Here is a 22,701-nt window from a genome sequence, read left to right as displayed (position 1 = left end):
GGGCATGTTTCATGCCCGCAAGACGGGCGGGAGCGCCACGGCAAATGACCAACGACAAACTTCCGTCAAAGTTGAAAAACGAACACTCGCTTAACCCGCTAGCAATTTGAGGCGCATGATACTCCTTAAGACATTTTTTTATCCGGGGGGACAGAATTTATGACACCAATACATCAGCCGAGCACCACCAATATTGCCAGTCTTTTCGCGGCGTCCGCCGATCATCCTCGCGGTTTCACAGACGTGGATCATGCCCTCGCAAAAGGCCAGGACGCGATGAACGACTTCATTGACGAGTCGGCAAAACGGCAAAACGACGGTCTCACCGTCGAAGAGGGCACTGGCGCCGGACAGATCAACCTCACATCCGAGCGCTATCGCCAACGTGCCGCAGATATGAAACTCGCCCTGTCGAATCTGAACCAGGCCGACCCCGCCCAACGCGATTTTGCCACGACTGTTGCCCTGCAAATTCTCGGCGTAGAGAGCACCGGCGACAGCTTCACCGATACCATCCTGAAGGCGATCCAAGGCGGTGACCGGACCGACGACAGATACCTCAGCGTGCGGTTTTCCGACCCCGATGTTGTCGGCACCGAGGCCGCAGACGAGATTACGGTCGAAAGCGACGGGCAAATCTACGGTGTCCGCAGCGGCGATGGCGCCGATGTTGTGACCCTTACCGCAGATCAGGTTTTTGATGTGGACACCGACGCCAACCCGGAAATGCATGTGAGCATTCATACGGCCGAGGGCGGCGGAAACTGGGAAACACGCGCGAGTTTTGCCAACGACGACAAGCTGACCATCAATGCCCGCAACACCGCACAGATCAATACGGGGGGCGGCGATGACAGTCTGAAACTGACTGCCGAGACGGTCTACCAGGTGCAATCCGGCAGCGGCAACGACCGCATCAGCGTCTCTGCCGACTACGTCAATGCCATAGACGCGGGCACCGGGGATGACATCATCAGCCTCAGTGCAACAATCGCAAATGGCATCAACGGCGGGGAGGGCAACGACCATATCAGCCTGCGTGCCGTGCAAGGCACCATAGACGCGGGCGACGGGGATGATGTCATTACCGTCAGCGCGCGCGAGAATGTCACCGTTGATGGCGGCAAGGGGAACGATCTGATTTTCGTGGAAAACGGTGGCGGCACGGTTACTCTGAAACGCAGCGCTGGCGACGACAAGGTGGCCCTTGCCGAGGGCGCGCAGCTTGTCATTCAAAGTGCGCCGCCGGCTGAGATCATACGTGATGGGGATATCATGCAGATGCGCTTTGCGGATGGCGGCACCCTGACGCTTCAGGGGGCAGACACGGCAGGCTCCATCCGGTTCTCCGGGCGCATGCCCTCAGAGCTGGCACAGCTGACCCTTCCACCCGAAGGGTTGGACAAGCGTTTCTAGACCGCAGTCAGGCCGCAGTCAGGCCGCAATCAAGAACCCCGGCGGATTGCTCTGCCGGGGTGTCCATTCCATAGTCTGTGCCGCGCGCGCCGGAACTCAGAAGCCGCGCGGGCTGGGGTGGTTGGCGTAGATCGCGGCGATCTTCTTCACGGCCTCTTCCGGGCTCAGCTCTTCGCTTTCGCCGGTGCGGCGGCTGGTCACTTCGACCACACCGTTCTTGAGCCCGCGCGGCCCGACGGTGATGCGCCAGGGCAGACCGATCAGATCCATGGTGGCGAATTTTCCGCCGGCGCGCTCCTTGCGGTCGTCATAGAGCGGCTCCAGCCCGACGGCGGTCAGCGCGGCATAGAGCGCCTCGCAGGCGGCGTCCGCCTCTTCGTCGCCCTGCTTGAGGTTGACGATACCACAGTGGAACGGGGTCACGCCTTCGGGCCAGATGATGCCCTTCTCGTCATGGCTCGCCTCGATGATCGCACCAAGCAGACGCGACACGCCGATCCCGTGCGAGCCCATATGCACCGGCACCGACTCCCCGTCGGCGGTTTGCACCGTGGCGCCCAGGGCCTCGGAATATTTGGTGCCGAAGTAGAAGATCTGACCCACCTCGATACCGCGCGCGGTGCGGCGGCGCTCTTCGGGGATCTCGGCAAAGATCGCCTCGTCGTGGGTCTCGTCGGTGCGCGCATAGCGGGAGGTGAATTCCTCCAGCACGCCCTGGCACTGCTCGACGCTGTCATAGTTGATCTCGCGGTCGCCGAACTTCAGATCGGTGATCTCGCTGTCATAGAAGACCTCGGATTCGCCGGTCTCGGCCAGCACCAGGAATTCATGGGTGTAATCGCCGCCGATCGGGCCACCATCGGCGCGCATCGGGATCGCTTGCAGCCCCATACGCTCATAGGTGCGCAGGTAGCTGACCAGATGACGGTTGTAGGCGTGCAGCGCGTCCTCTTTGCTGAGGTCGAAGTTATAGCCGTCCTTCATGTAGAATTCGCGCCCCCGCATCACGCCAAAGCGCGGGCGGATCTCGTCGCGGAACTTCCACTGGATCTGATACATGGTCAGCGGCAGGTCCTTGTAACTGCTGACATGGCTGCGGAAGATATCGGTGATCAGCTCTTCGGCGGTGGGGGTGAACATCATGTCGCGGCCATGGCGGTCGGTGATGCGCAGCATTTCCTCGCCATAGGCATCATAGCGCCCGGATTCGCGCCACAGGTCCGCCGATTGGATCGTCGGCATCAGCATCGGAATATGACCGGCGCGGATCTGTTCCTCGTGCACGATGCCTTCGATCTTTTTCAGCACCCGAAAGCCGAGCGGCAGCCAGGAGTAGATCCCGGCGGCGGATTGTTTGATCATACCGGCGCGCAGCATGTAGCGGTGGCTGACGATCTGGGCCTCGGAAGGGGTTTCCTTGAGGACCGGCAGGAAATAGCGAGACAGGCGCATGAGGGCTCCGTGCGATGAAGTGGCTTTGGCCCGGTTTAGAAGCTGCGGCGGGGCCAGACAAGAGCGCAGATCCACCGAGGCAGCGCAAGCAGCCCAGCCCGCGTTGCCGGATCCGGCCCCTGCGTCGCACCGACGGCCCGGACGCCCCCCCCCCCGCGCGGTGGCGGCCCTGCGCCGCGCCATCGAGTCGATGATCGCGCAACCTTTAAGGGAAAATCAACATCCCACAAATATCAATTGGTGAATATTTTTTACGCTTCCAGGGTAATTTTTTTCATTGAAAAAATTTAGTCTAATTAGATACTGTTTTTTCAAGCCTTGAAACAAAAGCTGAGGACTCATGCAATAAAAGTCTGCCACAATCAGACATGCCGACCCTATTTCCTAGTTCCAATCTGTAACGAGTATAAGACCCGTCATTCATGAACCACGTATCCCAATTGACACCAGAGGCATCGGATATCCAGCTCCATGAGCTGGGCCTGCTGGAGCCACGCACGGAACCCGGTCTTGATGCGCTGACAGCGCTTGCGGCGCGGATCTTGGAGGTGCCCGTCGCCCTCATCACCATCGTTCAGAACAATCACGATCAACTCTTGATCAAGAGCATATCCGGCCATTCTGAACATTTATGTCCATTTCGGCAAGTCCCTGTAGATCAATCTTTTAGCCAATTGGTCAAGGAAAGAAATAAACCTGTATTGATCTGTGACGCCCGCGAGGAATCCGGGTTGCAGGAGCTTTTCAGCACCCGCGAATTGAACGTCGTTGCCTTTTTGGGCGTGCCTCTGCATTTGCCCGATGGCACCGTGATCGGCAGCCTCTGCGCCACCGACAAGACCCCCCGCTGCTGGAGCGACGAAGACCTGCGCAACCTCCAGGACCTGGCCCGCAGCGCGAATGAGATGATCGCCCTGCTCCAGTCCCGCAACGCCGCCAGACGTGCGCAGCATCGGGCCCAGGAGGAAGCCGCGGCGCGCAAGACGTTCATCGCCCATATGAGCCATGAAATCCGCACGCCGCTGAATGGAATCATCGGCTCCGTCGATCTGTTGATGCGCAATGCCGGCGGGATTGCCTCCAACCCGCGCGACCAGGGCGAGCTGCTGCGGACCGTGAACCGCTCGGCCAAGAACCTGCAACACCTGCTGAATGATGCGCTCGATATCGCCAAGATTGACGCTGGGAAGCTCGAACTCGCCCCCGCCCCGTTTCACGTGCGCGAGGTGATCGAGGATCTGATCGCCCTGTTCACCCCCAACGCCCGCGACAAGAAAATCCGCCTGACGCAGACGCTGACCTCCCTGCCCCGCGCCGAGCTGCGCTATGGCGATGGGTTTCGCCTGGGCCAGGTGATCGGCAACCTCTTGAGCAATGCGATCAAATTCACCGATCATGGCAAGGTCTGCCTCTGTGCCCAGGGCCGGGGCGATACCTTGATCATCGAGGTCAGCGACAGCGGCTGCGGCATTCCCGCCGACAAGATCGAAGAGATGTTCTCGCCCTTTACCCAGGCCTCCGCCGCGGTGGCCAAGGAAAAGGGCGGCACCGGGCTGGGCATGGCGATCGTGCGGCAACTGGTTGATCTGATGGGCGGTCAGCTCCGCGCCGAAAGCTCCGCCGGCAAGGGCAGCCTCTTTCGGGTGTCGCTGCCGATGCCGGACTACACCCCTGTCGCGCCCGAGGACACCGCGCCCCTCGCCGCGCCCCCCGAAGCGCCCGAGCAGCCCCTGCTGTTGAGCGGCAAGAGGGTGCTGGTGGCCGACGACAGCCCCGCCAACCGGCTGGTGCTGCAAAAGATGCTGGAGCAGCTCGGCGCCACGGTGGACAAGGCCTATGACGGCCCCGATGCCTTTGGCCGGGCGGTGACCACCGCCTATGATGTGCTGCTGCTCGACATCCAGATGCCGGGCTGTACCGGTACAGAGGTGGTGCGCAAACTGCGCGCCAGCGCGCGCCACAGCGCCAGCCAGGCGCTCTGCATCGCGGTGACCGGCAATACATTGACCGAACAAGTGACCCAATATCTCGAAGCCGGCTTTGACAGCTGGCTGGCCAAACCCCTGCGCAAATCCGATCTGATACAGGTGTTGTCGCCGCTCTTTGCGGTGACAAGTGATGCGCCTGCCGCCGCGCTCGCCGCCGCGCCTGACAGTCATCCCGCCCCGGTCTCGGGCGGCACCGGCGCGCAGGCCATCGGCGTCACGCCACCCGCCTGACAGGATGACCCGGGCGGTCATCTCGCTCATTCTCCGGCGGATGCGGCTCTTGCTCTTGCAACTCAAAGCCCTATGGGCGATCACACGGGAAAGCGCAGGCGACCCCGCCCGCATCGACAGAGCGAGGATGCCCCACCATGGCCCTACCCGCCCGCAAGCAATTGAAATACTGGAGCCTGGCCGCGATCATCTTTGCCGTGGTGCTCTGGACGCTTGGCAATGTGTTGCTGCCCTTTATCCTTGGCGGTGCCATCGCCTATATGATCGACCCGATCGCCGACCGGCTGGAACGCGCCGGGCTCAGCCGCGAGGCCGCCACCGCGGTCATCACGGTCGCCGCGGCGCTGATGTTCCTGATCCTCCTGGTGCTGATCGTGCCGATGCTGGTCAATCAGATGATTGATCTGATCCGCGTTCTGCCGCAGGCGATGTCGGATCTGCGCGGCTTTGCCCATGCCCGTTTCCCGGCGATCTTTGACGAGGCCAGCCAGGTCAACGAGGCGCTCTCCGGCCTCTGGAAGATGCTCCAGGACAAGAGCGTCACCCTTCTGGAGACCTTTGTCGGCTCGGCGCTGTCGCTTCTGAATGTGGTGGTGCTCATCGTGATCGTGCCGGTGGTGTCGGTCTATCTGTTGCTGGACTGGGACCGCATGGTGGCCCGCATCGACGAGCTGCTGCCGCGCGACCATGCGCCGGTGGTCCGCAAGCTGGCGCATGAGATCGACGAGGTGCTTTCGTCCTTCATTCGCGGCATGGGAACGGTCTGCGTGATCCTTGGCAGCTATTACGCCGTGGCGCTGATGCTGGTGGGGCTGAACTTTGGTCTTGCGGTGGGCTTTGTGGCCGGGCTGGTGACCTTCATTCCCTATCTGGGCTCCATCTTTGGCGGCATGCTGGCCATTGGTCTGGCGCTGTTTCAATACTGGGGCGCGCTGGAAGGCGCCGATGGCGAGATGATCCGCCAGGGCACCGATTGGCTCCGCATCGGGCTTGTCGCCGGGATCTTCTTCTTCGGCCAATTCGTCGAGGGCAACTTTTTGACACCCAAGCTTGTCGGCGACTCGGTCGGGTTGCATCCGGTCTGGCTGCTGCTGGCGCTGTCGGTCTTTGGCGCGCTGTTTGGCTTTGTCGGCATGCTGGTGGCGGTGCCGGTGGCGGCGGCCATCGGTGTGGTTGCGCGTTTCGCGGTGGAGCGCTATCTGGACAGTCGGCTCTATCAGGGCTTCAGCCATCGCGACTCCGCCGCGCTGCCGGCGGATGCGCCGCAAGACGACACCGAATAAGCAGAGAGCCAATGTCTGAACAGCTGAGCTTTGATCTGCCGGCGAAACCTGCGCTGGGGCGCGACGATTTTTTTGTCGCACCTTCCAATGCCATGGCGGTGGCGCTGATCGACCCAAGTTTCACCTGGCCCTCGGGCAAGCTGGTGCTGACCGGACCGAAGGGCGCCGGCAAGACCCATCTTGCCCATGTCTGGGCCAAGGAAAGCGGCGCCCGGGTGGTGCCGGCGCAGGCGCTCACCGAGGCCGATGTGCCCGCGCTCGCCAGCGGCCCGGTCGCCATCGAGGACGTGCCCGAAATCGCCGAGGATGCGCTGGCGCAAAAGGCGCTGTTTCATCTGCACAATATGGTGCTGACCCATGGCCACCGGCTGATGCTGACCGGACGACCAGCGCCGAATCTCTGGGGGCTGGGGCTTGCCGATCTGCAAAGCCGCGTTCAGGCCGCTACCCATGCCGCCCTGACCGCGCCGGATGATGCGTTGCTGGCGGTGGTGCTGGCGAAACTGTTCAATGATCGCCAGATCACCCCGAAACCCGATGTGATTCCCTATCTTGTCGGGCGGATGGATCGCTCCTTTGCCGCCGCGCAGGCGGTGGTGGAGCGGCTCGACCGGCTGGCGCTGGCCGAACAGCGCACCCTGAGCCGCGCCCTGGCGATCAAGATGATGGCCGAGGACCGCAAGAGCGAAATGGATTGACCCCTGTCCGTTCTGCTGTCCTCTTCCCTGTTGCTGTTGCTGTTGCTCTGTCCCGGCCCCGCGCCGGTCTGTTCCGTTCCGTTCCATTTCGATCTGTTTCGTTGAATTGACCTGCCCCGCCCGATAGACCATCCTTGCCAAAGCCAAAACGCCCGGAGCCCGCATGACGACCTCTCCCGACGCCCCGCCCCTCGCCGCCCGTGACCAGACAGGTCCAGACACTTCGGTCGAGGATTGGGACGGCTTTGGCCGCCCCCTGTTTGATTCCCCCGATGCCCGCGCCCTGAAACGGGTTGGTGTGGTTGATGTCGGGTCGAACTCGGTCCGGCTGGTGGTGTTTGACGGCGCCGCCCGCAGCCCGGCCTATTTCTACAACGAGAAAATCATGTGCGGCCTTGGCGCGGGCCTCTCGGAAACCGGGCGGCTGAACCCCAGGGGGCGCGAACGGGCGCTGGAGGCGCTGAAACGGTTTCAGATGCTGGCCAAGGGGCTGCTGCCCGATCCGCTGACCGTGGTGGCCACCGCAGCCGTGCGCGACGCCAGCGACGGGCCGGAATTCTGCGCCGAGGTGGAGGCCGCGACCGGGCTGCGCATCCGCGTCATCACCGGCGAGGAAGAGGCGCGGCTTTCGGCGCAGGGGGTGCTGCTGGGCTGGCCCGGCGCCTATGGTCTGATCTGCGATATCGGCGGCTCCTCGATGGAGCTGGCAGAGATCCACGGCGGCAAGGTCGGCAAATGCGTGACCTCCAACCTCGGCCCGCTCAAGCTCAAGGACATCAAGGGGGGCCGCAAGGGCCGCAAAGAGCATATCGACGCGGTGATGGAAACCCTGCGCACGCAGATGGGCGACCAGCGCGACCGTCTGTTCCTGGTCGGCGGCAGCTGGCGTGCCATTGCCCGCATCGACATGCTGCGGCGCAGCTACCCGCTGACGGTGCAGCATGAATACCGCATGAGCGCCAAGGACGTGCGCGCCACCGCGAAATTCATCGAACAGAACGACCTTGAAAAGATCCGCAACGACTGCGGCATTTCCTCGGCGCGGATGGCGCTGGTGCCCTATGCGGCGGATGTGTTGGTGCGGCTGATCAAGGCCTTTCACCCCAAGGATATCGCGGTCTCCAGCTATGGGATCCGCGAGGGGCTTTTGTATGAACAGATGCCCGACCGGCTGCGCGAACGTGATCCGCTGATCGAGGCGGCCCGCTTTGCCGAAGCCAAGGACTCTCGCGTGACCGGCTTTGGCAAGACGCTCTATAACTTCGTCAAACCGCTGTTTGGCGGCGCGCCCTATGCCAAGATGCGGCTGGTGAAGGCCGCCTGCCTTTTGCATGACGTCAGCTGGCGCGCCCATCCCGACTACCGCGCCGAGGTGTGTTTCGACAATGCCACCCGCGCCAATCTCGGCGGGCTCAAGCATTCCGAACGGGTGTTTCTGGGGCTGGCCTTGCTGCATCGCTATCGCAACAAACGCCAGAGCAACCATTTCGAGAACCTCTTTGACCTGCTGCCCGCCGAAAAGCAGACCGAGGCCGAAATCCTCGGTAAGGCAATGCGCTTTGGCGCCATGCTGATGGTGGGCGAGGATGCGGAGATCGGCAATCTGCGCTGGCAGCCCCGCAAGCGCCTGCTGCATGTGGAGCTGCCGGCCGAATGCACGCCGCTGTTTGGCGAGGTGGCCCAGGCGCGGCTGCTGTCGCTGGCCAATGCGCTGAAGGCCGATGTGCGGGTCACCGTCGAGGGCAAACGTGGCGCGCTTCTGGAAAAGGACGCGCGGGGCTGACAGGCGCAGGCCACCTTCGCGGCGCGGCCTATAGCTCGATACTGCCCTCGGCCCCGGGTTCGCCCGCGTCGGGGGTTTCGTCCTCTGGCAGCGGGGTCTTGCGGCGGATGATGATATCGCCGTTGGGCAGGATTTCGGGCAGCTCATAGGCGCTCCAATCCTCCACCTGCTCGGCGATCTCGGCCAGGGCCGGGCCCATCTCGGTCAGGAACCCCTGCATCGAGGGGCCGATCTCGGCAAAGAGCCGTGCCGCCTCCTCCAGCGTGGGTTCCATCTCCTGCATCAGCCCCTCCAGAAACAGCTCCATGCCGCGTTCCATCAGGCCCGGTGCGGCGGGGGTGGGTGCCTCGCCTGCCTCTTCGGCAACAAGCGGCGCGGCGCTGCACAGGGCGGCGACAAGACCGAGGGCCGCAGTCAGGCGGCGGCGATCAGAAGGGCGATATGGCATTGTCATGCCTCCACTATAACGTGTCTTTGCCACAAACATAGGGCGCGAAAGCGCCATTCAAACCCTCTGACACCCCCTCCGGTAAACCCTCTGGCACACCCGCCGGACCGCTTGCGCAGGCCCGCGCCGTCAGGGGGCCGGGGTCAGGGTCAGATCGAGGCTGACCGGAAAATGGTCCGAGGCCTCCAGGAGCGCCTGGCAGAGGTCGGGCGTGCCATAGCAGGCGGCATCCTCGAACGGGTGCCAGATCCGCCATTTGGGATCAAGGTGCAGCAGATCGGGTGACACCATCGCATAGTCCAGAAGCGCCTGAAAATACCGCTCTTCCACAGGGTTATAAAACCTTGCCGAGGTGGGCAGCCCCTGCCGTTTGGGCAGAAGGAGCTGGCGCGCATGCGGGTCTGTCAGCTCCGTGCCCATGATGATTTCCACCGAAGAACGGCCAAACAGCGCCTCGTAAACATCAAGCCCCGGCCCGTCGTTGAGATCGCCCATCACCACCAGCGGATCGCCCGCCTCCAGATGATCCTCGATGCGGGCGCGCAGCCAGATCGCCTGCGCCAATTGCTTGCGCCGGTTGGCAATCGAGATCGCCTGCGCCCGGGCGGCAGAGCGCGCGCCATGCGGCGCCTTGGATTTCAGATGCGCGCCGATCAGGCGAAAGGGCGCGCCCTCGCGCGGGGTGATCCGCAGCTCCATCGGCGGTTTGGAAAACTGCACCACATCGGCCTTGGCATCCACATCCAGATCTATGCGAAAACGCCCGTCAAAGCGCGGCGCGCGCGGCGACTCCATCGGGCTGTGTTCGGCGCTCAGCACCTCGGCATCATAGAGAAAGGCGATCTCCTGCTGGGTGTCATTGGCAAACCCCATGACCACAGTGCGGGTGCGCAGATTGGCCCAGACGGCGAAATCCTCAAGCGCGCGCAGGGTGCTTTGGCGTTTGCCGGTATTGGGGGCCTCGATCACCACCACGCCATCGGCATCGACGCTGCGAAGCACCTCTGCGATGGCATGCGCCTGCACCGCGCGGCGCACCCCGTGACGCCCAGAGGGGCCATTGTCCAGCCGCAGGCCGTTGTGGTCGTCAAACAGATTGGCGAACCATTCGATGTTATACGTGCTCAGGCGCATGATCTCGGGCCTGTGCCTTGCCCTGGATCTGATCCCAGGCGCGGTTGATATCCGCCATGCGCCGCTCGGCTAGGCAGATCGCCTCCTGCGGCACGCCCCGCGCGATCATCGCATCCGGGTGATTGGCGCGCACCAGGCCGCGCCAGATGCGGCGGATCTCGGCCAGAGGGGTGCCGGGGGTGACGCCCAGCACATCATGCGGATCCTGCGGCGCATCGGCGACAAAGCGCGCCCTGAGCGAGCGGAACTGCGCCTCGGACTGGCCGAAGATCCGGCTAACATCCTCCAGAAAGGCATTCTCGCCCGGGTGATAAAATCCATCCGCCATGGCGATGTGAAACAGCCCCTCCATCAGATCACACAGCGTTTGCGGATCGCTCTGGAACATCTGCTGGATGCGTTGCGCGTAGATCTCATAGCCGGCGATATCCTGCCGCGCGAGGTCAAACACCCGCGCCGCCTGCGCCTCGTCGGCGGCGGCGATCTGGAACACCTCGCGAAAGGCGGCCACCTCGTCGCGGGTGACCTGCCCGTCGGCCTTGGCCATCTTTGCCCCCAGCGCGATCACCGCAATGGTAAAGGCGACAGAGCGCTCCGGCGGCGTGCGCAGACGGCCAAAGACCTCGGCGAGGCTTTCGCCCTTGGCCAGCGCAGAGAGCGCCTCGGTTATGCGGGACCAGAGTGTCATGGCGCCAGTCTAGCCGGGATTGCGCGCGCTGTCAGGCAGGGGTTTTCCCTCCGGCGCAGAATTTTCTGCATCCGCATAATGTGCGGCCAGAGCCTGCCGCTTTGCGCGCGGCCCGCTCAGCGCCGTCGCTCGACCCAGAGGCCCAGAAACGTGCCGGACACGATCAACCCCGCGCCGATCATCGCCATCGGCGTTGCCGGTTCCGACAGAAGCAGCCAGGCCAGGGCAAAGCCGAACAGCGGTTCCGTGCCCATCAAGAAGCCAACGCGAGTCGGGCTGGTGCGGCGCACCGCCATGTTTTGCACGTAAAAGGCGCCCACCGTGCAGAACAGCGACAGGAAGGCCACCGCCCCCCAACCGGCAAGATCGGCCCGCACCAACAGACCCGAGGGGCCCGACCGCGCCAGAATCAGCACCAGCATCAACCCCGCGACCGTGGCCGCCTGGAGGGCTGTCAGCGCGGCGGAGGAAAGGCGGCTGCCCTCCATCAGCCGTTTGGTCGAGACCACCATCACCGCGCGCAGGCCGGCGGCGCATAACACCAAGAGATCCCCTGCCCCCAGTGCCCCCATGCCGCCCGAGAGCACCAGAACCCCGCTCACCGCCAGCACCGCCCCGGCGATCACGCCCCGCGGCGGCACTCTGCCGCTCAGGCCGAATTCGAGAAAGGGCGTGAAGATCGTGCAGAGCGAGATGATCAGCGCGGTATTGGTCGCCGTGGTCATCGACACGCCCCAGGTTTCCGCGAGGAAAATCGCACAAAGGATGCCGCCCAGAATGCAGCCCGCCCGGAGCTCTTGTCGGGGGGCGGCGCGCAGGTCGCGATAGGCCACCGCGCCCATCACCAGCGCGGTCAGGGCAAAGCGATAAAAGATCAGCAAAAGCACCGGCATATAGGCCAGCGCCCCTTTGGCGACCGGGTAGCTTGCGCCCCAGACCAGCGCCACGCCCAATACCGCCAGATCCGCCCAAAGCGTCACCCGCCGCGCCGTGAAATGTTCCGAAACCGCCATCTTGGCCCCCGTCTGTGCTGTGAAGTCACGCAGGTATGGGCTGGGCGCGCCGGTCCGATATAGAACAAAAACGCGGTGTCAGCCCCTGGCAAAGGCCCCTGGGGTGATGCCGGTGATCGCGCGGAAATGGCGGCCCATGTGGCTCTGGTCGGCGAAACCGGCCTGCGCCGCCGCAGCCGCCGGAGAGAGCCCCTCGCGCAGCAGGCGTTTCACCAAAAGAACCTTGCGTTGCAGGTGCCAGGCGTGCGGCGGCAGGCCGGTGGCGCGGCGGAAGGCGGCGATGGTCTGTCGGCGCCGCAGCCCGGAGATCTGGCAAAGATCCTCCAGCGAGACATCCTCCTCCACATGGCTGTCGAGGTAGTCGATCACATCCGCGATCCGGGCCGCGCCCTGCCGGGCGGGCGGTGCAACCTCAGGCGCCAACTCGTGCAGAAGCGCACCGAGCAGCATCTCCAGCGCCACATCCCGCGAGAGCCGCTGCCCGGAGAGATGCAGCGCGTCATGCAGGGCGGAAAACCGCTGCGCCAGATCAGGGCGGGCGTGAAAGGCCGCGCCGAAATCCAGCGTCCCTGTCGGGGCCCGCCCGGTGATCTCTTGCAGGATGGCGCGCATGCCCGCCTCGGGGATGTAGAGCATCCGCTGGCGCCAGCCGGTCTCGCTGCCTGCGCCGCCGTGGTGGATATCGCCGGGCCGCATGGTAACGACCGAGCCGCGCGGCACCTGATGCATCTCGCCCCGGCACCAGACCGCATGCACGCCGCTGTCGATGACGCCAAAGAGGTATTCATCATGGGCGTGGGGCTTGAAGGTCTGTTTCAGATAGCGCGCGGAGAGGGTCTCGATGCCATAAAGGTCGGGCCGCGCGCGCAGGCTCACCTCTTCTTTGCCGCTGTGGGGCTGCATCTTCTGCACGACAAGAGATCCCTCGCTGCTCACCGTCATGGGTTTTGCTTGCGGGGCTTAGCGCCCTGGCACGGGCAAGTCAAACCGGCCCCTTGCGGCGCGCGCCCTGGTGGCGCCCGATCAGACCAGCCCAAGCAGAAGCGGCACCAGCACCAGCACCACAAGCACCGCCGTCTGCACCGCGAGCATCGCGATGGCGCTGCCGCCAACATCGGCGAGCCTGGCCAGCGAGGTCTTCATGCCCACCGCGGCCACGGCGGTGACCAGCAGCGCCCGTGACAGGCTGGAGGCCGGTTCGATCAGTGCTTCGGGCACCAGATGGACCGAGTTGAGCGCGGCCAGCACCAGGAAGGCCGCGACAAAGCCGGGCAGCAGCGGCGGGCGGGTCTCCGACCTTGGGGCGTGGCGGCGCAGGACCAGCGCGCCGATCAGCACCACAGGCGCCAGCATGGTGACCCGGATCAGCTTGATCACCGTGGCGATATCGCCGGTTTCGTCAGAGACCGAATACCCCGCCCCCACCACCTGCGCGACATCGTGAATGGTGCCGCCGAGGAACAGGCCGGTCTGATGTGGATCAAGGCCCAGCGCCTCTGCCAGGATCGGATAGAGGATCATCGCCACGGTGGAAAAGGCAGTGACCGAGATCACCGTGAAGGACAGATCGCGCTCGGCGGTCGGGCGCTGCGGCAGGATCGACGAAATCGCCATCGCCGCCGAGGCGCCGCAGATCGCGACCGAGCCGCCGGTGAGGAAGCCAAAGGCCCGGTCCTTGCCGAGGAGTCGCGCCAGCAGGATCGAGCCCAGGATGAGGGCCGCGATACAGAGCGCGATGATCGCCACAAAGCCCCAGCCGATCTGACGCACCATATCAAGCGAGACCCGCAGCCCCAGCAGCGCCACGCCGATGCGCAGCAGCCCCTTGGCGGCAAAGGTGATGCCGGGGCCGGTGTTTTCGTGTTCGGAGAGGAAATGAAACGGGATGCCCAGCAGGATCGCCATCAGCATCACCGGTGCGCCGTAATGGTTGGACAGGAATTGCGCCGCCATCGCCAGCACGACCGCCAGCGCGGTGCCAGGGGCGAGCACCTTTGTCCGTGCCACAAGATGGCGGGGGGCCAGATGGGGGGCGACGCGGGCGCTCATGTCCTGTCCTCGGAATCGGTAACGTGTATCGGTGGACTATTCTGATGCCGCACCTTGCGGCCAGCAAAGGCGCGCAGACCAAAGAAGGCCCGCGCGCAAGGGGTTACTTGATATCGCTTGCGCGCTCGGCGTTGATCTCTTCGGTGGCGGAGTTCACCGCCGTCTGCATCGCGTCAAAGATCTTCTCGCCGCCCTGAACATTGGCGGTGAACCAAGCATAGACCGGCTCTGCCGCATCGGCAAAGGCCTGTTTTTCTTCTGGCGTCGGCACATAGAGATCCCCGCCACCGGCGACGAAATCCTCATAGGCGGGGATCGACTTGCGCTTGGGCGAGGCAAAGGTGGCCTGCTGAAGCTGGTAGAAGCCATCGACCACCACGCGGCGCATGTCTTCCGGCATGGACAGGAAGGTCTCGTTCGACATCCACCACAGCGCGCCCATATAGGCATGGCCGTCCAACGTGACATATTGCAGCCCGGCCTCGGGGAATTTCATAGACATGATGTCGGTGATGCCGTTCTTGGTGCCCTCGACCACGCCGGTCTGCAAGGAGGTGAAAAGCTCCGGCCATGGGATCGGCGTCGGGGCGGCGCCCACGGCGCGGACCAGCTCCTGCGGCAGGTCGGCGACCACGGTGCGGATCTTCATGCCCTCCAGATCCGCGGGGGTCTGCACCCGTTTCTTGGTATTGGCGAAGTTGCGCCAGCCGCCGGTGTTGCCGATGGTCATCAGCCGGATGGTGCCGCCGGAATCTTCCAGCGCCATGTCGCGCATGGTGCGGGTGAAATCGCCCGACAGCACCTTTTCGGCGACCCGGTCATCCTGCATCAGATAGGGCAGATCCAGCACCTGCACATAGGGAAACAGCCCCGCCGCGCCGCCGGAGGTCGAGATATAGACGTCGATCGAGCCATCGGCGACGCCCTGCAAACATTCCGCCCCGTTCGAACAGAGCTGCGTGCCCATATAGATCTCGACCGCGATGGCCCCGTTGGAGGCGCTCTCGACGTAGGATTTGAAGACTTGCAGCCCGTCGTAATCCTCGTCGTTTTCATTGGAGTTGGCGACGGCGCGGATCGTGTAGTCCTGCGCCAGTGCGGGCATGGCGAGCGCAGCCGTCATCAGCAGCGTCGCCGCCAGCGTCTTGGTCTTCTTGAGCATCGTATCCTCCCTGATTGCTCTGGATATGTCGTCAGTTCGCGAACCCGGTCAGACGCGGGATCGTCATGGAAATCGCGGGGAAATAGGTGATCAGAAAGATCACCGCGATCTCCACCGCGAGAAAGGGCAGGATGGCGCGGGCGATGGTGGTCACCCGTTCGCCCGACACCGCCGAGGCCACAAAGAGCACCAGCCCCATGGGCGGCGTCGCCAGCCCGACAGTGAGGTTCACGCACATGATGATGGCGAAATGCACCGAATCGACCCCCATGCCGGTAAACACCGGACCGAGGATCGGACCCAGGATGATGATCGCCGGCCCCGCGTCCAGGAACATCCCCACCACAAAAAGCAGCAGGTTGATCAGGAACAACAGCAGCAAGGGGTTCTCGGTCAGGGACAGGATGAAATCGGCCATATGCTGGGGCGCATGCGACAGCGACACCACGGTCTTGAACGACATCGCCGCCCCCACCAGCAGCAGCACCACCGCCGAGGTGAGCCCGGCCCGCCCCAGCACATCGGGCAGCTCGGAGAGGCGCAGCGTCTTGAGCACGAAGAGGCTGATAAAAAGCGCGTAAAACACCGCCACCGCCGCCGCCTCGGTCGGGGTGAAGACACCGCCAAGAATACCGCCGAGAATGATCACCGGGGTCAACAGCGGGAAAAACGCCTTGAGGCTGGCCGTGCCCCGTTCGCCCCAGCTGTATTTCCGCGACGCCACCGGAAAGTCATAGCGATCGGCCATGACCTTGATCAGCAGCATCAGCCCCACGCCCACAAGCACCCCCGGCACCAGGCCAGCAAGGAACAGCGCCGCGACGCTTTCGCCCATGACATAGGCGTAGATGATCATGATCCCGGAGGGCGGGATGATCGGCCCGATCACCGAGCTTGCGGCGGTGATCGCGGCGGCGAACCGGCGGGTGTAGCCCTGTTTCTCCATCGCCGGGATCAGCATCGAGCCCAGCGCCGAGGTATCCGCCACCGCCGAGCCGGACAGCCCGGCAAAGAGCATCGAGGACATCACGTTCACATGCGCCAGCCCGCCGCGCAAATGACCCATGAAAGCCTGGCTGAATTCGACCAGGCGATAGGTGATACCGCCCCGGTTCATGATCTCGCCCGCCAGCATGAAGAAGGGGATCGCCATCAGGGGAAAGCTGTCCATGCCGTTGTAAAGATTACGATACAGCAGCGTCAGGTCGCGCTCTTGCCCGTTCACGAACAGCAGGATCCCAGGCGCGGCCAGCAGGCCAAAGAACACCGGCAGGCCGATCATCAGAAACAGCAGGAACAGCGGCAGGAACCAGATCAGCATGTCATTCGGCCCCCTGGGCGCCGGCCTGCGCGATCACCGGCAGGTCGTGAACCGAGAGGAGCGCGGCCAGGTTGCGCAGGATCAGCTCGATATTGACCAGCACCAAAAGCGCCATGCCAACGACGATCGACCCCATCATCCAGCTGCGCGGCACCCGGTGCCAGCTGCTGAAATCAACCGCCGTGGGCACATAGAGCGAGGCCGAGGCAAAGCGCCCGCCAAGCCCGGTGACTTCCTTCCAGCCGATCTGCAAGGCGACCAGCAGCACAGAGAGGCTGATGGCCAGCAACAGCAGCGTCAGCAGGCTCACCGCCCGGCGCGGCAGCAGCGACGGCAGGATGTCGATGGCAACAAAGCCACCGCGGCGAAAGGCGGTGGGCGCCATCAACCCGGTCATCCACAGCATGCAGAACCGCGCCGCCTCGTCCGGCCAGGGCAAGGCATTGCCCAGCACATAGCGACAGAAGACCTGCACCAGGGTCACAGCCACCATCACGGCAATGGCGCCAATGCCAATGCCGCGCCCCAGCCGCAGCAGGTGGTCATTGACCCAGGACAGCGGCCGGATCAGCCCCTTGAGTAACACCATTCTCTCCTCCCCGTCAGACCGCGCCCCCCTCCAAGGTGGCGGCCTGGCGTCAATTGATGTCGAGCCGCGCGACCCGCCCTCCGAAAAAGGTCAGGGGATCGCCGGGTTGCATGGTGGCATGCAGCACCTCGCCGACGACGATCGCGTGATCGCCAGCAGCGTGCAGCGCATGGCGGCGGCAGTCGAAACGGGCCAGGCACTGCTCCAGCACCGGCACGCCCTCGGCGTTTTGCGCCAGATCGGCCGTGGCCAGCGCGGCGCCATCCTTGGCCACGGTCCAGGCCAGCTCCTGCTGCCCCGCTTCCAACACATGGATCGCGTAATGCTCGGCCTCGGAAAACAGCGCAAAGCGGCAGGAGGCGCGCGCCGGAGACCAGAGCACCAGCGGCGGGTCCAACGAGACGGACGAGAAACTATTGGCGGTGATCGCGACGCAGCCCCGGGGCCCGGTGGTGGTGACGATGGTCACCCCGGTGGCAAACAGCCCAAAGGCATCGCGCAAGGCCCGCCCATTGTCTGGGTCGGGCACAAAGCTCTGGGGTTGCGACATCTTCATCATGCAACCTCGCGGCCAAGCGCGGCCTCATAGAGCTGGAACCATTGCACCCGGCTCAGCGCGACCTTGCCCGCATCGGAAATCCGGGCGATGCGCTCCAGCGCGTTGGTGCCCAGAACCGGCAGGATCATCGCCGGGTGACGCAGCAGGAAGGCCACCGCAATCGCGGCTCGGTCAACGCCGAACTCGGCTGCCAGCGCATCCATCCGCCGGGTCAGCGCGCCGTCGGCGGTCATCAGGCTGCCGCCCCCCAGCGGGGACCAGGCCATGACCGGATCCTTGCGGCGCTGGTGAAACGCCAGGTCGCCATCGGTGAAGGGATCGACGCGGGCGAGCGAGATTTCGATCTGGTTGGTGACCAGCGGCGCCGTCATCGCGCTTTGCAGCAGTTCCACATCCCAGGGGCGGAAGTTCGAGACGCCAACGGCGCGGATCTTGCCCGCCTGCACCAGCCCATCAAGCGCGGCGCCGGTTTCTTCGTGATCCATCAGCGGATCGGGGCGGTGGATCAGCAGCAGGTCGATGTAATCTGTGCCCAGATCGCGCAGGGAGTTTTCGACCGAGGCCGCGATATGCGCCTGGGAGGTGTCGTAATGCTTGCAGGCGGCATCGGCGTATTTGCCGATCGGCGCTATGATGTCGCATTTGGTGACCAGCTCCACCTTCTGGCGCAGCGCCGGATCGGCCTTGAAGACCTGCCCCAGCACCGCCTCGGCGGTATAGGCGCCATAGATATCGGCCTGGTCAAAGGTGGTGATCCCCTGCGCCAGGCAGGCATCGACCTTGGCGCGCACATGGCGTTCCGAGGTGTCGGCGTCATCGCCAATGCGCCACATGCCGTAAACCAGCCGCGAGAAGCTGAGCGTCTCGGTCATGGCAACGCGGTCGAGGGGGGAAACGCAAGGGGCGGTCATCAGTGGCGATCTCCTGCGCCAAGCGGCGTCTGCGGAAGGGTTTGTGGAACACGGCCCCAGACCTGGTTGAGCTGGCAGGTCTTGAGCTGCGGCAGAACGCGCGACCCAAAATGGTCCGCCTCGTCCAGATGCGGATAGCCCGAGAGCACAAAGGCGCGAATGCCCATTTTCTGCAGCTGCTCCAGCTTGCTCAGCACCTGATCGGTGGAGCCGACAATGGCAGCACCGCAGCCCGAGCGCGCCCGGCCCACACCGGTCCAGAGGTTGGGCTCGATATAGCCCTCAAGGTCGGCCAGCTCGCGGTTGCGCGCCTGATGGCTGACGCCAAGGCTGCCGGCATCCAGGGCCCGCTCGCGAATCGCGCGCCCGAGGTCATCATCAAGCTTGCTGGCGATATAGCGGGCATAGTCCCGCGCCTCGGCTTCGGTGTCGCGCACGATGACATGGCTGCGAAAGCCGTAATCCAGCGTGCGGTCGTATTTTTCGGCGGCGGCATTGGCGGCCTTCATCCGTTCGGCGATGTCTTCGGTCTTTTCCGGCCACATCAGATAGACGTCGCAATGCTGGCCGCACAGGTCCAGCGCGGCGGGAGAATAGCCACCGAAATAGAGCATCGGCCCGCCACTCTGATAGGGTTTTGCCGGGTCGGTGGTGAGGCCGGAAAAGCTATAGACCTCGCCCTCGTAATTGATTTCGTCGCGGCTCCAGGCCTGTTTCAGGATCTCCACCACCTCGCGCGAGCGCTGGTAGCGGTATTCGCTCTCGGCCTTTTCGCCGGGGAAATCGGAGGAAATGATATTCACCGTCAGCCGCCCGCGCAGCATGTGGTCCAGCGTGGCAATGGTGCGCGCCAGCATGATCGGCTGCATCTCGCCGCAGCGCACGGCGGCCAGCAGGTTGATGGTCTTGGTGATCGGCGCGCAGCCCGCAACAAAGCTCAGCGTGTCCTGCCCGACCTGATAGGACGAGGGGCACAGGATGTTGCCAAAGCCCTGCGCCTCGGCGGTTTTCACGATATCGGAACAATGGTCCCAGGAGGAGCGCAAATCGCCGTCAGGCACGCCGAGGAACTGGTAGTCATCCGAGCAGAGCGCCGAGAACCAAGCCACCTCGACCGCGTCAAGATCGGCGGATGTAACGGGTACGACCGTCATGTTTTCCTCCCTGAAAACCTCTGAACTCCCCCTTTTCTTACCCCTGTCCTTGATGTAGATCAATGGTGTATCAATTTTTTCGACCGCGGCCTTTCTTGGGCCCCAAGAGCGACGGCGTGGACATGCAGGACAAGAAACGGACATCAACCCACCGCCCCGATGCGCTGCCGATCTACATGCAGCTCAGCGAGCTGGTGATCCGCGATATCGCGGCGGGACGGTTGGTTGACGGGCAAAAGCTGCCGCCCGAACGGGACTTCGCGAAAACCCATGGCACCACCGTGCGCACCCTGCGCAAGGCCTTGGCGGAGCTGGAGAAAAAAGGGCTGCTGGAGCGCCGGCAAGGATCCGGCAACTACATCCGCGCCGCGGGTCAGGTCGCCTCGGTCTATTCGATGTTCCGGCTGGAGCATGCCGAGGGCGGCGGCGGGCTGCCCACTGCCGATCTTTTGTCGACCGACTATCTGCCGAAGGATCCCCAGCAGCCGGCCTATGGCACCTCGGATCATGGCACCCGGTTTCGCCGCCTGCGCTATCTCGACGATGAGGTCATTGCGGTGGAGGAAATCTGGCTTGATGGCGGCACCGGCCGGGTCCCGCGCGAGATGGTGCAGGATTCGCTCTATCTGACCTACAAGCGCGCGCTGCAACTCTGGATCACCCGCGCCGAGGACCGGGTGGGAATCGGGCAGGTGCCGGACTGGGCGCCGATGGATTTTCCGCTCAGCCCCGGCACGACCACCGCCTATATCGAGCGCCTGTCCTGGGCGCAGGGCAGCGAGGCGGTCGAATTTTCGCGCACCTGGTATGACACGCAAAAGGCGCTCTATGTGCAGCGCCTCATCTGACGGGAGGAGGAATCCCAATGACCACCCAGACCCTCGCAGACCGCGAGACCGGGCCCATCACCTATGGCATCATCGGCTGCGGCATGATGGGACAGGAGCATCTGCGCAATATCGCCTTGCTGGAGGGCACGACGGTCGGCGCGATCTTTGAGCCCGACCCCGACATGCGCGCCGAGGCCGCCAAACTTGCCCCCAATGCAGAGTTCGTGGACAGTATCGAGGCGCTGCTGGATATCGCAGAAATCGACTGCCTGCTGATCGCCAGCCCGAATTTTCGCCATGTGGATCAGCTCCAGCAGATCGCGCATAGGCGCCCCCTGCCCGTGCTGGTGGAAAAGCCGCTGTTTACCGATCCCGCGCAGGCCGCCGCCGTGGATGCCTTTACCAAGAGCTACCCCGCGCCGGTCTGGGTGGCGATGGAATACCGCTACATGCCGCCGGTTGCCACGCTGCTGGCAGAGGCCGAGGCGGCCACTGGCGGCATAAAGATGCTGACCATCCGCGAACACCGCTTTCCCTTTCTCGAAAAGGTCGGCGACTGGAACCGCTTCAACCGCTACACCGGCGGCACCTTTGTCGAGAAATGCTGCCACTTCTTCGATCTCATGCGGCTGGCGCTGAAATCGGATCCGATTCGGGTGATGGCGATGGGCGGTCAGGCGGCCAACCACCTGGATGAACGCTACGCGGGGGAGACGCCGGATATCTTTGATCATGGCTATGTGATGGTCGAGTTTGAAAGCGGGGGGCGGGCGATGCTGGAGCTATGCATGTTCGCCGAGGGCGCGCGCTATCAGGAAGAGATTTCCGCCGTCGGGCCAAAGGGCAAGATCGAGGCGCTGGTGCCGGGGCCAGGCCGTTTCTGGCCCGCGCATCTGGGGAACCCGCCGGTGCCGCAGGTGATTGTTTCGCCCCGCGACCCAAAGGGGCCGGAGCTGCGCGAAATCCCGGTCGATCCCACCCTGCTGGCGGCCGGCGACCATAATGGTTCCACCTTCTATCAGCACCAGGGCTTTCTCGACCTGGTGCGCGGCGCGCGACGGACGCCCGAGGTTTCGCTCCAGGATGGCAAATGGGCGGTGCTGATGGGCCTGGCCGCGCAGCGCTCCATGACCGAGGGGCGCGCGGTGGACATCAGCGAGCTGACCGGAGGGATCTGACTGGCGCCTGAGGCGCGGCGCGGGTCCGTGGGCCGCGCCCGCCGCCCTCCTCACGCCAACTGGCGCAGCCCGTGCGGGGTGTCGATCTCGGCCCTGGCCCCGAGCTGCCCGATCTCAAAGACCACGCGCGGATCGTTCAGCTCCAGCATGTCGCGCAGCGCCTCGGCCTCCGGGTGGGAGAGGATCAGCCGCCGCAGCGCGCAGCCCTGTTGCGTCAGCCGTGGTGCGGGATGGGGCCCCTGCCATTGGATCAGCGCGGGAAAGAGATTGTCAAAGGGCAGGATGCCGCTCTCGGGCACCGCCATCTGCCAGCGCAGATCCCCCCGGCTGAGCGAGACCGCCTGCCCCGCCGTCACCGGCAGGCCGGTCAATGTGGCGGCGAGATCCTCGGTGCGGCAGATCCAGTTACAGATCCGGGGCGCGCCGGCAAAACGGTCGAGATCAAACCAGCGCGGGCTGCGCTCCGGTGTGGCCTGCGGATCAATGGCAATGGCCTCCAGATAGAGCCCATCGGCAAGACCAAGGAGCGTGTTGTGGGTGCCAAAGACCGGATGCTGGCCGCCCGGCTGCATTGCCACCCCAAGGGCCTCCTCCACATGGGCGGTGGCCGCTTCCAGCGTGGTGGCGGCAATCGCAAAATGGTCGAGGTCAAGCATGGCGCATCTCCGCATCTGTCGTTGAGGTTGCGCCGACCCTAAAGAGATGCTCCGTGGTGGCAAGCCCAAGCGAGCACAGCGCGCGACGCCAGGCTCTCCCGCCCGTCGCCGGTCGGAGCAAAGCCCCGCCCGCTCCCGTTGGGGGTGGCGCCGCGCGG

General features: G+C 64.2%; 21 protein-coding genes. 7 read left to right on the top strand and 14 right to left on the bottom strand.

The window, feature by feature from the left end; translation table 11 throughout:
• Positions 1-276 precede the first annotated feature (276 nt).
• On the top strand, positions 277-1,416 hold the full coding sequence (locus HCZ87_RS12865; protein ID WP_167644250.1) for a calcium-binding protein: 1,140 nt from the start codon (positions 277-279) through the stop codon (positions 1,414-1,416).
• A gap of 96 nt (positions 1,417-1,512) precedes the next feature.
• Here the strand turns inward: HCZ87_RS12865 and proS are convergent, their stop codons facing one another.
• Entirely contained in the window at positions 1,513-2,868 is a 1,356-nt protein-coding gene (gene proS, locus HCZ87_RS12860) for a proline--tRNA ligase (protein ID WP_167644248.1), read from the bottom strand.
• A 422-nt stretch (positions 2,869-3,290) separates the two neighbouring features.
• Here proS and HCZ87_RS12855 point away from each other — a divergent pair, with 422 nt between their 5' ends.
• The 4 genes from HCZ87_RS12855 (at position 3,291) to HCZ87_RS12840 (ending at position 8,851) form a co-directional block, all read left to right on the top strand.
• Positions 3,291-5,087 carry a GAF domain-containing hybrid sensor histidine kinase/response regulator gene (locus HCZ87_RS12855; protein WP_167644247.1) on the top strand — a complete coding sequence of 599 codons (1,797 nt, stop codon included), beginning with the start codon at positions 3,291-3,293 and terminating at the stop codon, positions 5,085-5,087.
• 137 nt (positions 5,088-5,224) lie between these two features.
• A complete protein-coding gene (locus HCZ87_RS12850) occupies positions 5,225-6,370 on the top strand; it encodes an AI-2E family transporter (protein WP_167644245.1) in 1,146 nt (381 codons plus the stop codon).
• Between the two features lie 11 nt (positions 6,371-6,381).
• Complete coding sequence (locus HCZ87_RS12845) at positions 6,382-7,068, top strand: DnaA/Hda family protein (protein WP_167644244.1); 687 nt, start codon at positions 6,382-6,384, stop codon at positions 7,066-7,068.
• 163 nt (positions 7,069-7,231) lie between these two features.
• The gene (locus HCZ87_RS12840) at positions 7,232-8,851 is read left to right on the top strand and encodes a Ppx/GppA family phosphatase (protein WP_167644242.1); all 1,620 of its coding nucleotides are present in this window, start codon (positions 7,232-7,234) and stop codon (positions 8,849-8,851) included.
• A gap of 28 nt (positions 8,852-8,879) precedes the next feature.
• Here HCZ87_RS12840 and HCZ87_RS12835 read toward each other — a convergent pair whose 3' ends face one another.
• The 12 genes from HCZ87_RS12835 to HCZ87_RS12780 form a co-directional block, all read right to left on the bottom strand.
• Positions 8,880-9,299: a hypothetical protein gene (locus HCZ87_RS12835; RefSeq protein ID WP_167644240.1), complete on the bottom strand. Its 420-nt coding sequence runs from the start codon at positions 9,297-9,299 to the stop codon at positions 8,880-8,882.
• 129 nt (positions 9,300-9,428) lie between these two features.
• Positions 9,429-10,433 (bottom strand): endonuclease/exonuclease/phosphatase family protein, encoded by a 1,005-nt coding sequence (locus HCZ87_RS12830; protein WP_167644238.1) that lies wholly within the window; start codon positions 10,431-10,433, stop codon positions 9,429-9,431.
• On the bottom strand, positions 10,414-11,121 hold the full coding sequence (locus tag HCZ87_RS12825) for a molecular chaperone DjiA (RefSeq protein ID WP_167644236.1): 708 nt from the start codon (positions 11,119-11,121) through the stop codon (positions 10,414-10,416). Before HCZ87_RS12825 ends, HCZ87_RS12830 begins: the two co-directional genes overlap by 20 nt.
• Positions 11,122-11,237: 116 nt before the next feature.
• Entirely contained in the window at positions 11,238-12,134 is an 897-nt protein-coding gene (locus HCZ87_RS12820) for a DMT family transporter (protein WP_167644234.1), read from the bottom strand.
• Positions 12,135-12,212: 78 nt separating this feature from the next.
• Positions 12,213-13,076, bottom strand: coding sequence for an AraC family transcriptional regulator (locus HCZ87_RS12815; protein ID WP_217701961.1), 864 nt, complete (start codon positions 13,074-13,076; stop codon positions 12,213-12,215).
• A gap of 81 nt (positions 13,077-13,157) precedes the next feature.
• Positions 13,158-14,183: a YeiH family protein gene (locus HCZ87_RS12810; protein ID WP_167644232.1), complete on the bottom strand. Its 1,026-nt coding sequence runs from the start codon at positions 14,181-14,183 to the stop codon at positions 13,158-13,160.
• Positions 14,184-14,286: 103 nt separating this feature from the next.
• On the bottom strand, positions 14,287-15,345 hold the full coding sequence (gene dctP, locus HCZ87_RS12805) for a TRAP transporter substrate-binding protein DctP (RefSeq protein ID WP_167644231.1): 1,059 nt from the start codon (positions 15,343-15,345) through the stop codon (positions 14,287-14,289).
• A gap of 31 nt (positions 15,346-15,376) precedes the next feature.
• Positions 15,377-16,666 (bottom strand): TRAP transporter large permease, encoded by a 1,290-nt coding sequence (locus tag HCZ87_RS12800; protein WP_167644230.1) that lies wholly within the window; start codon positions 16,664-16,666, stop codon positions 15,377-15,379.
• A gap of 1 nt (position 16,667) precedes the next feature.
• On the bottom strand, positions 16,668-17,255 hold the full coding sequence (locus HCZ87_RS12795) for a TRAP transporter small permease (RefSeq protein ID WP_167644229.1): 588 nt from the start codon (positions 17,253-17,255) through the stop codon (positions 16,668-16,670).
• A gap of 49 nt (positions 17,256-17,304) precedes the next feature.
• Positions 17,305-17,805, bottom strand: coding sequence for a flavin reductase family protein (locus HCZ87_RS12790; protein ID WP_167644227.1), 501 nt, complete (start codon positions 17,803-17,805; stop codon positions 17,305-17,307).
• A 5-nt stretch (positions 17,806-17,810) separates the two neighbouring features.
• Positions 17,811-18,725 carry an aldo/keto reductase family oxidoreductase gene (locus HCZ87_RS12785; protein ID WP_167644225.1) on the bottom strand — a complete coding sequence of 305 codons (915 nt, stop codon included), beginning with the start codon at positions 18,723-18,725 and terminating at the stop codon, positions 17,811-17,813.
• A complete protein-coding gene (locus HCZ87_RS12780; protein WP_167644223.1) occupies positions 18,725-19,879 on the bottom strand; it encodes an LLM class flavin-dependent oxidoreductase in 1,155 nt (384 codons plus the stop codon). The genes HCZ87_RS12785 and HCZ87_RS12780 overlap by 1 nt, the downstream gene beginning before the upstream one ends.
• A 122-nt stretch (positions 19,880-20,001) precedes the next feature.
• Between HCZ87_RS12780 and HCZ87_RS12775 the strand changes: the two genes are divergently transcribed.
• Positions 20,002-20,727 carry a GntR family transcriptional regulator gene (locus tag HCZ87_RS12775; RefSeq protein WP_167644221.1) on the top strand — a complete coding sequence of 242 codons (726 nt, stop codon included), beginning with the start codon at positions 20,002-20,004 and terminating at the stop codon, positions 20,725-20,727.
• Positions 20,728-20,744: 17 nt separating this feature from the next.
• Positions 20,745-21,887: a Gfo/Idh/MocA family protein gene (locus tag HCZ87_RS12770; RefSeq protein ID WP_167644219.1), complete on the top strand. Its 1,143-nt coding sequence runs from the start codon at positions 20,745-20,747 to the stop codon at positions 21,885-21,887.
• 50 nt (positions 21,888-21,937) lie between these two features.
• Here HCZ87_RS12770 and HCZ87_RS12765 read toward each other — a convergent pair whose 3' ends face one another.
• On the bottom strand, positions 21,938-22,543 hold the full coding sequence (locus tag HCZ87_RS12765; protein WP_167644217.1) for a VOC family protein: 606 nt from the start codon (positions 22,541-22,543) through the stop codon (positions 21,938-21,940).
• Positions 22,544-22,701: the final 158 nt, after the last annotated feature.

This window comes from Phaeobacter sp. HF9A (assembly GCF_011806385.1).
In the GTDB taxonomy this organism is placed as follows: domain Bacteria; phylum Pseudomonadota; class Alphaproteobacteria; order Rhodobacterales; family Rhodobacteraceae; genus Epibacterium.
This window is presented reverse-complemented; position numbering and strand designations above follow the sequence as displayed.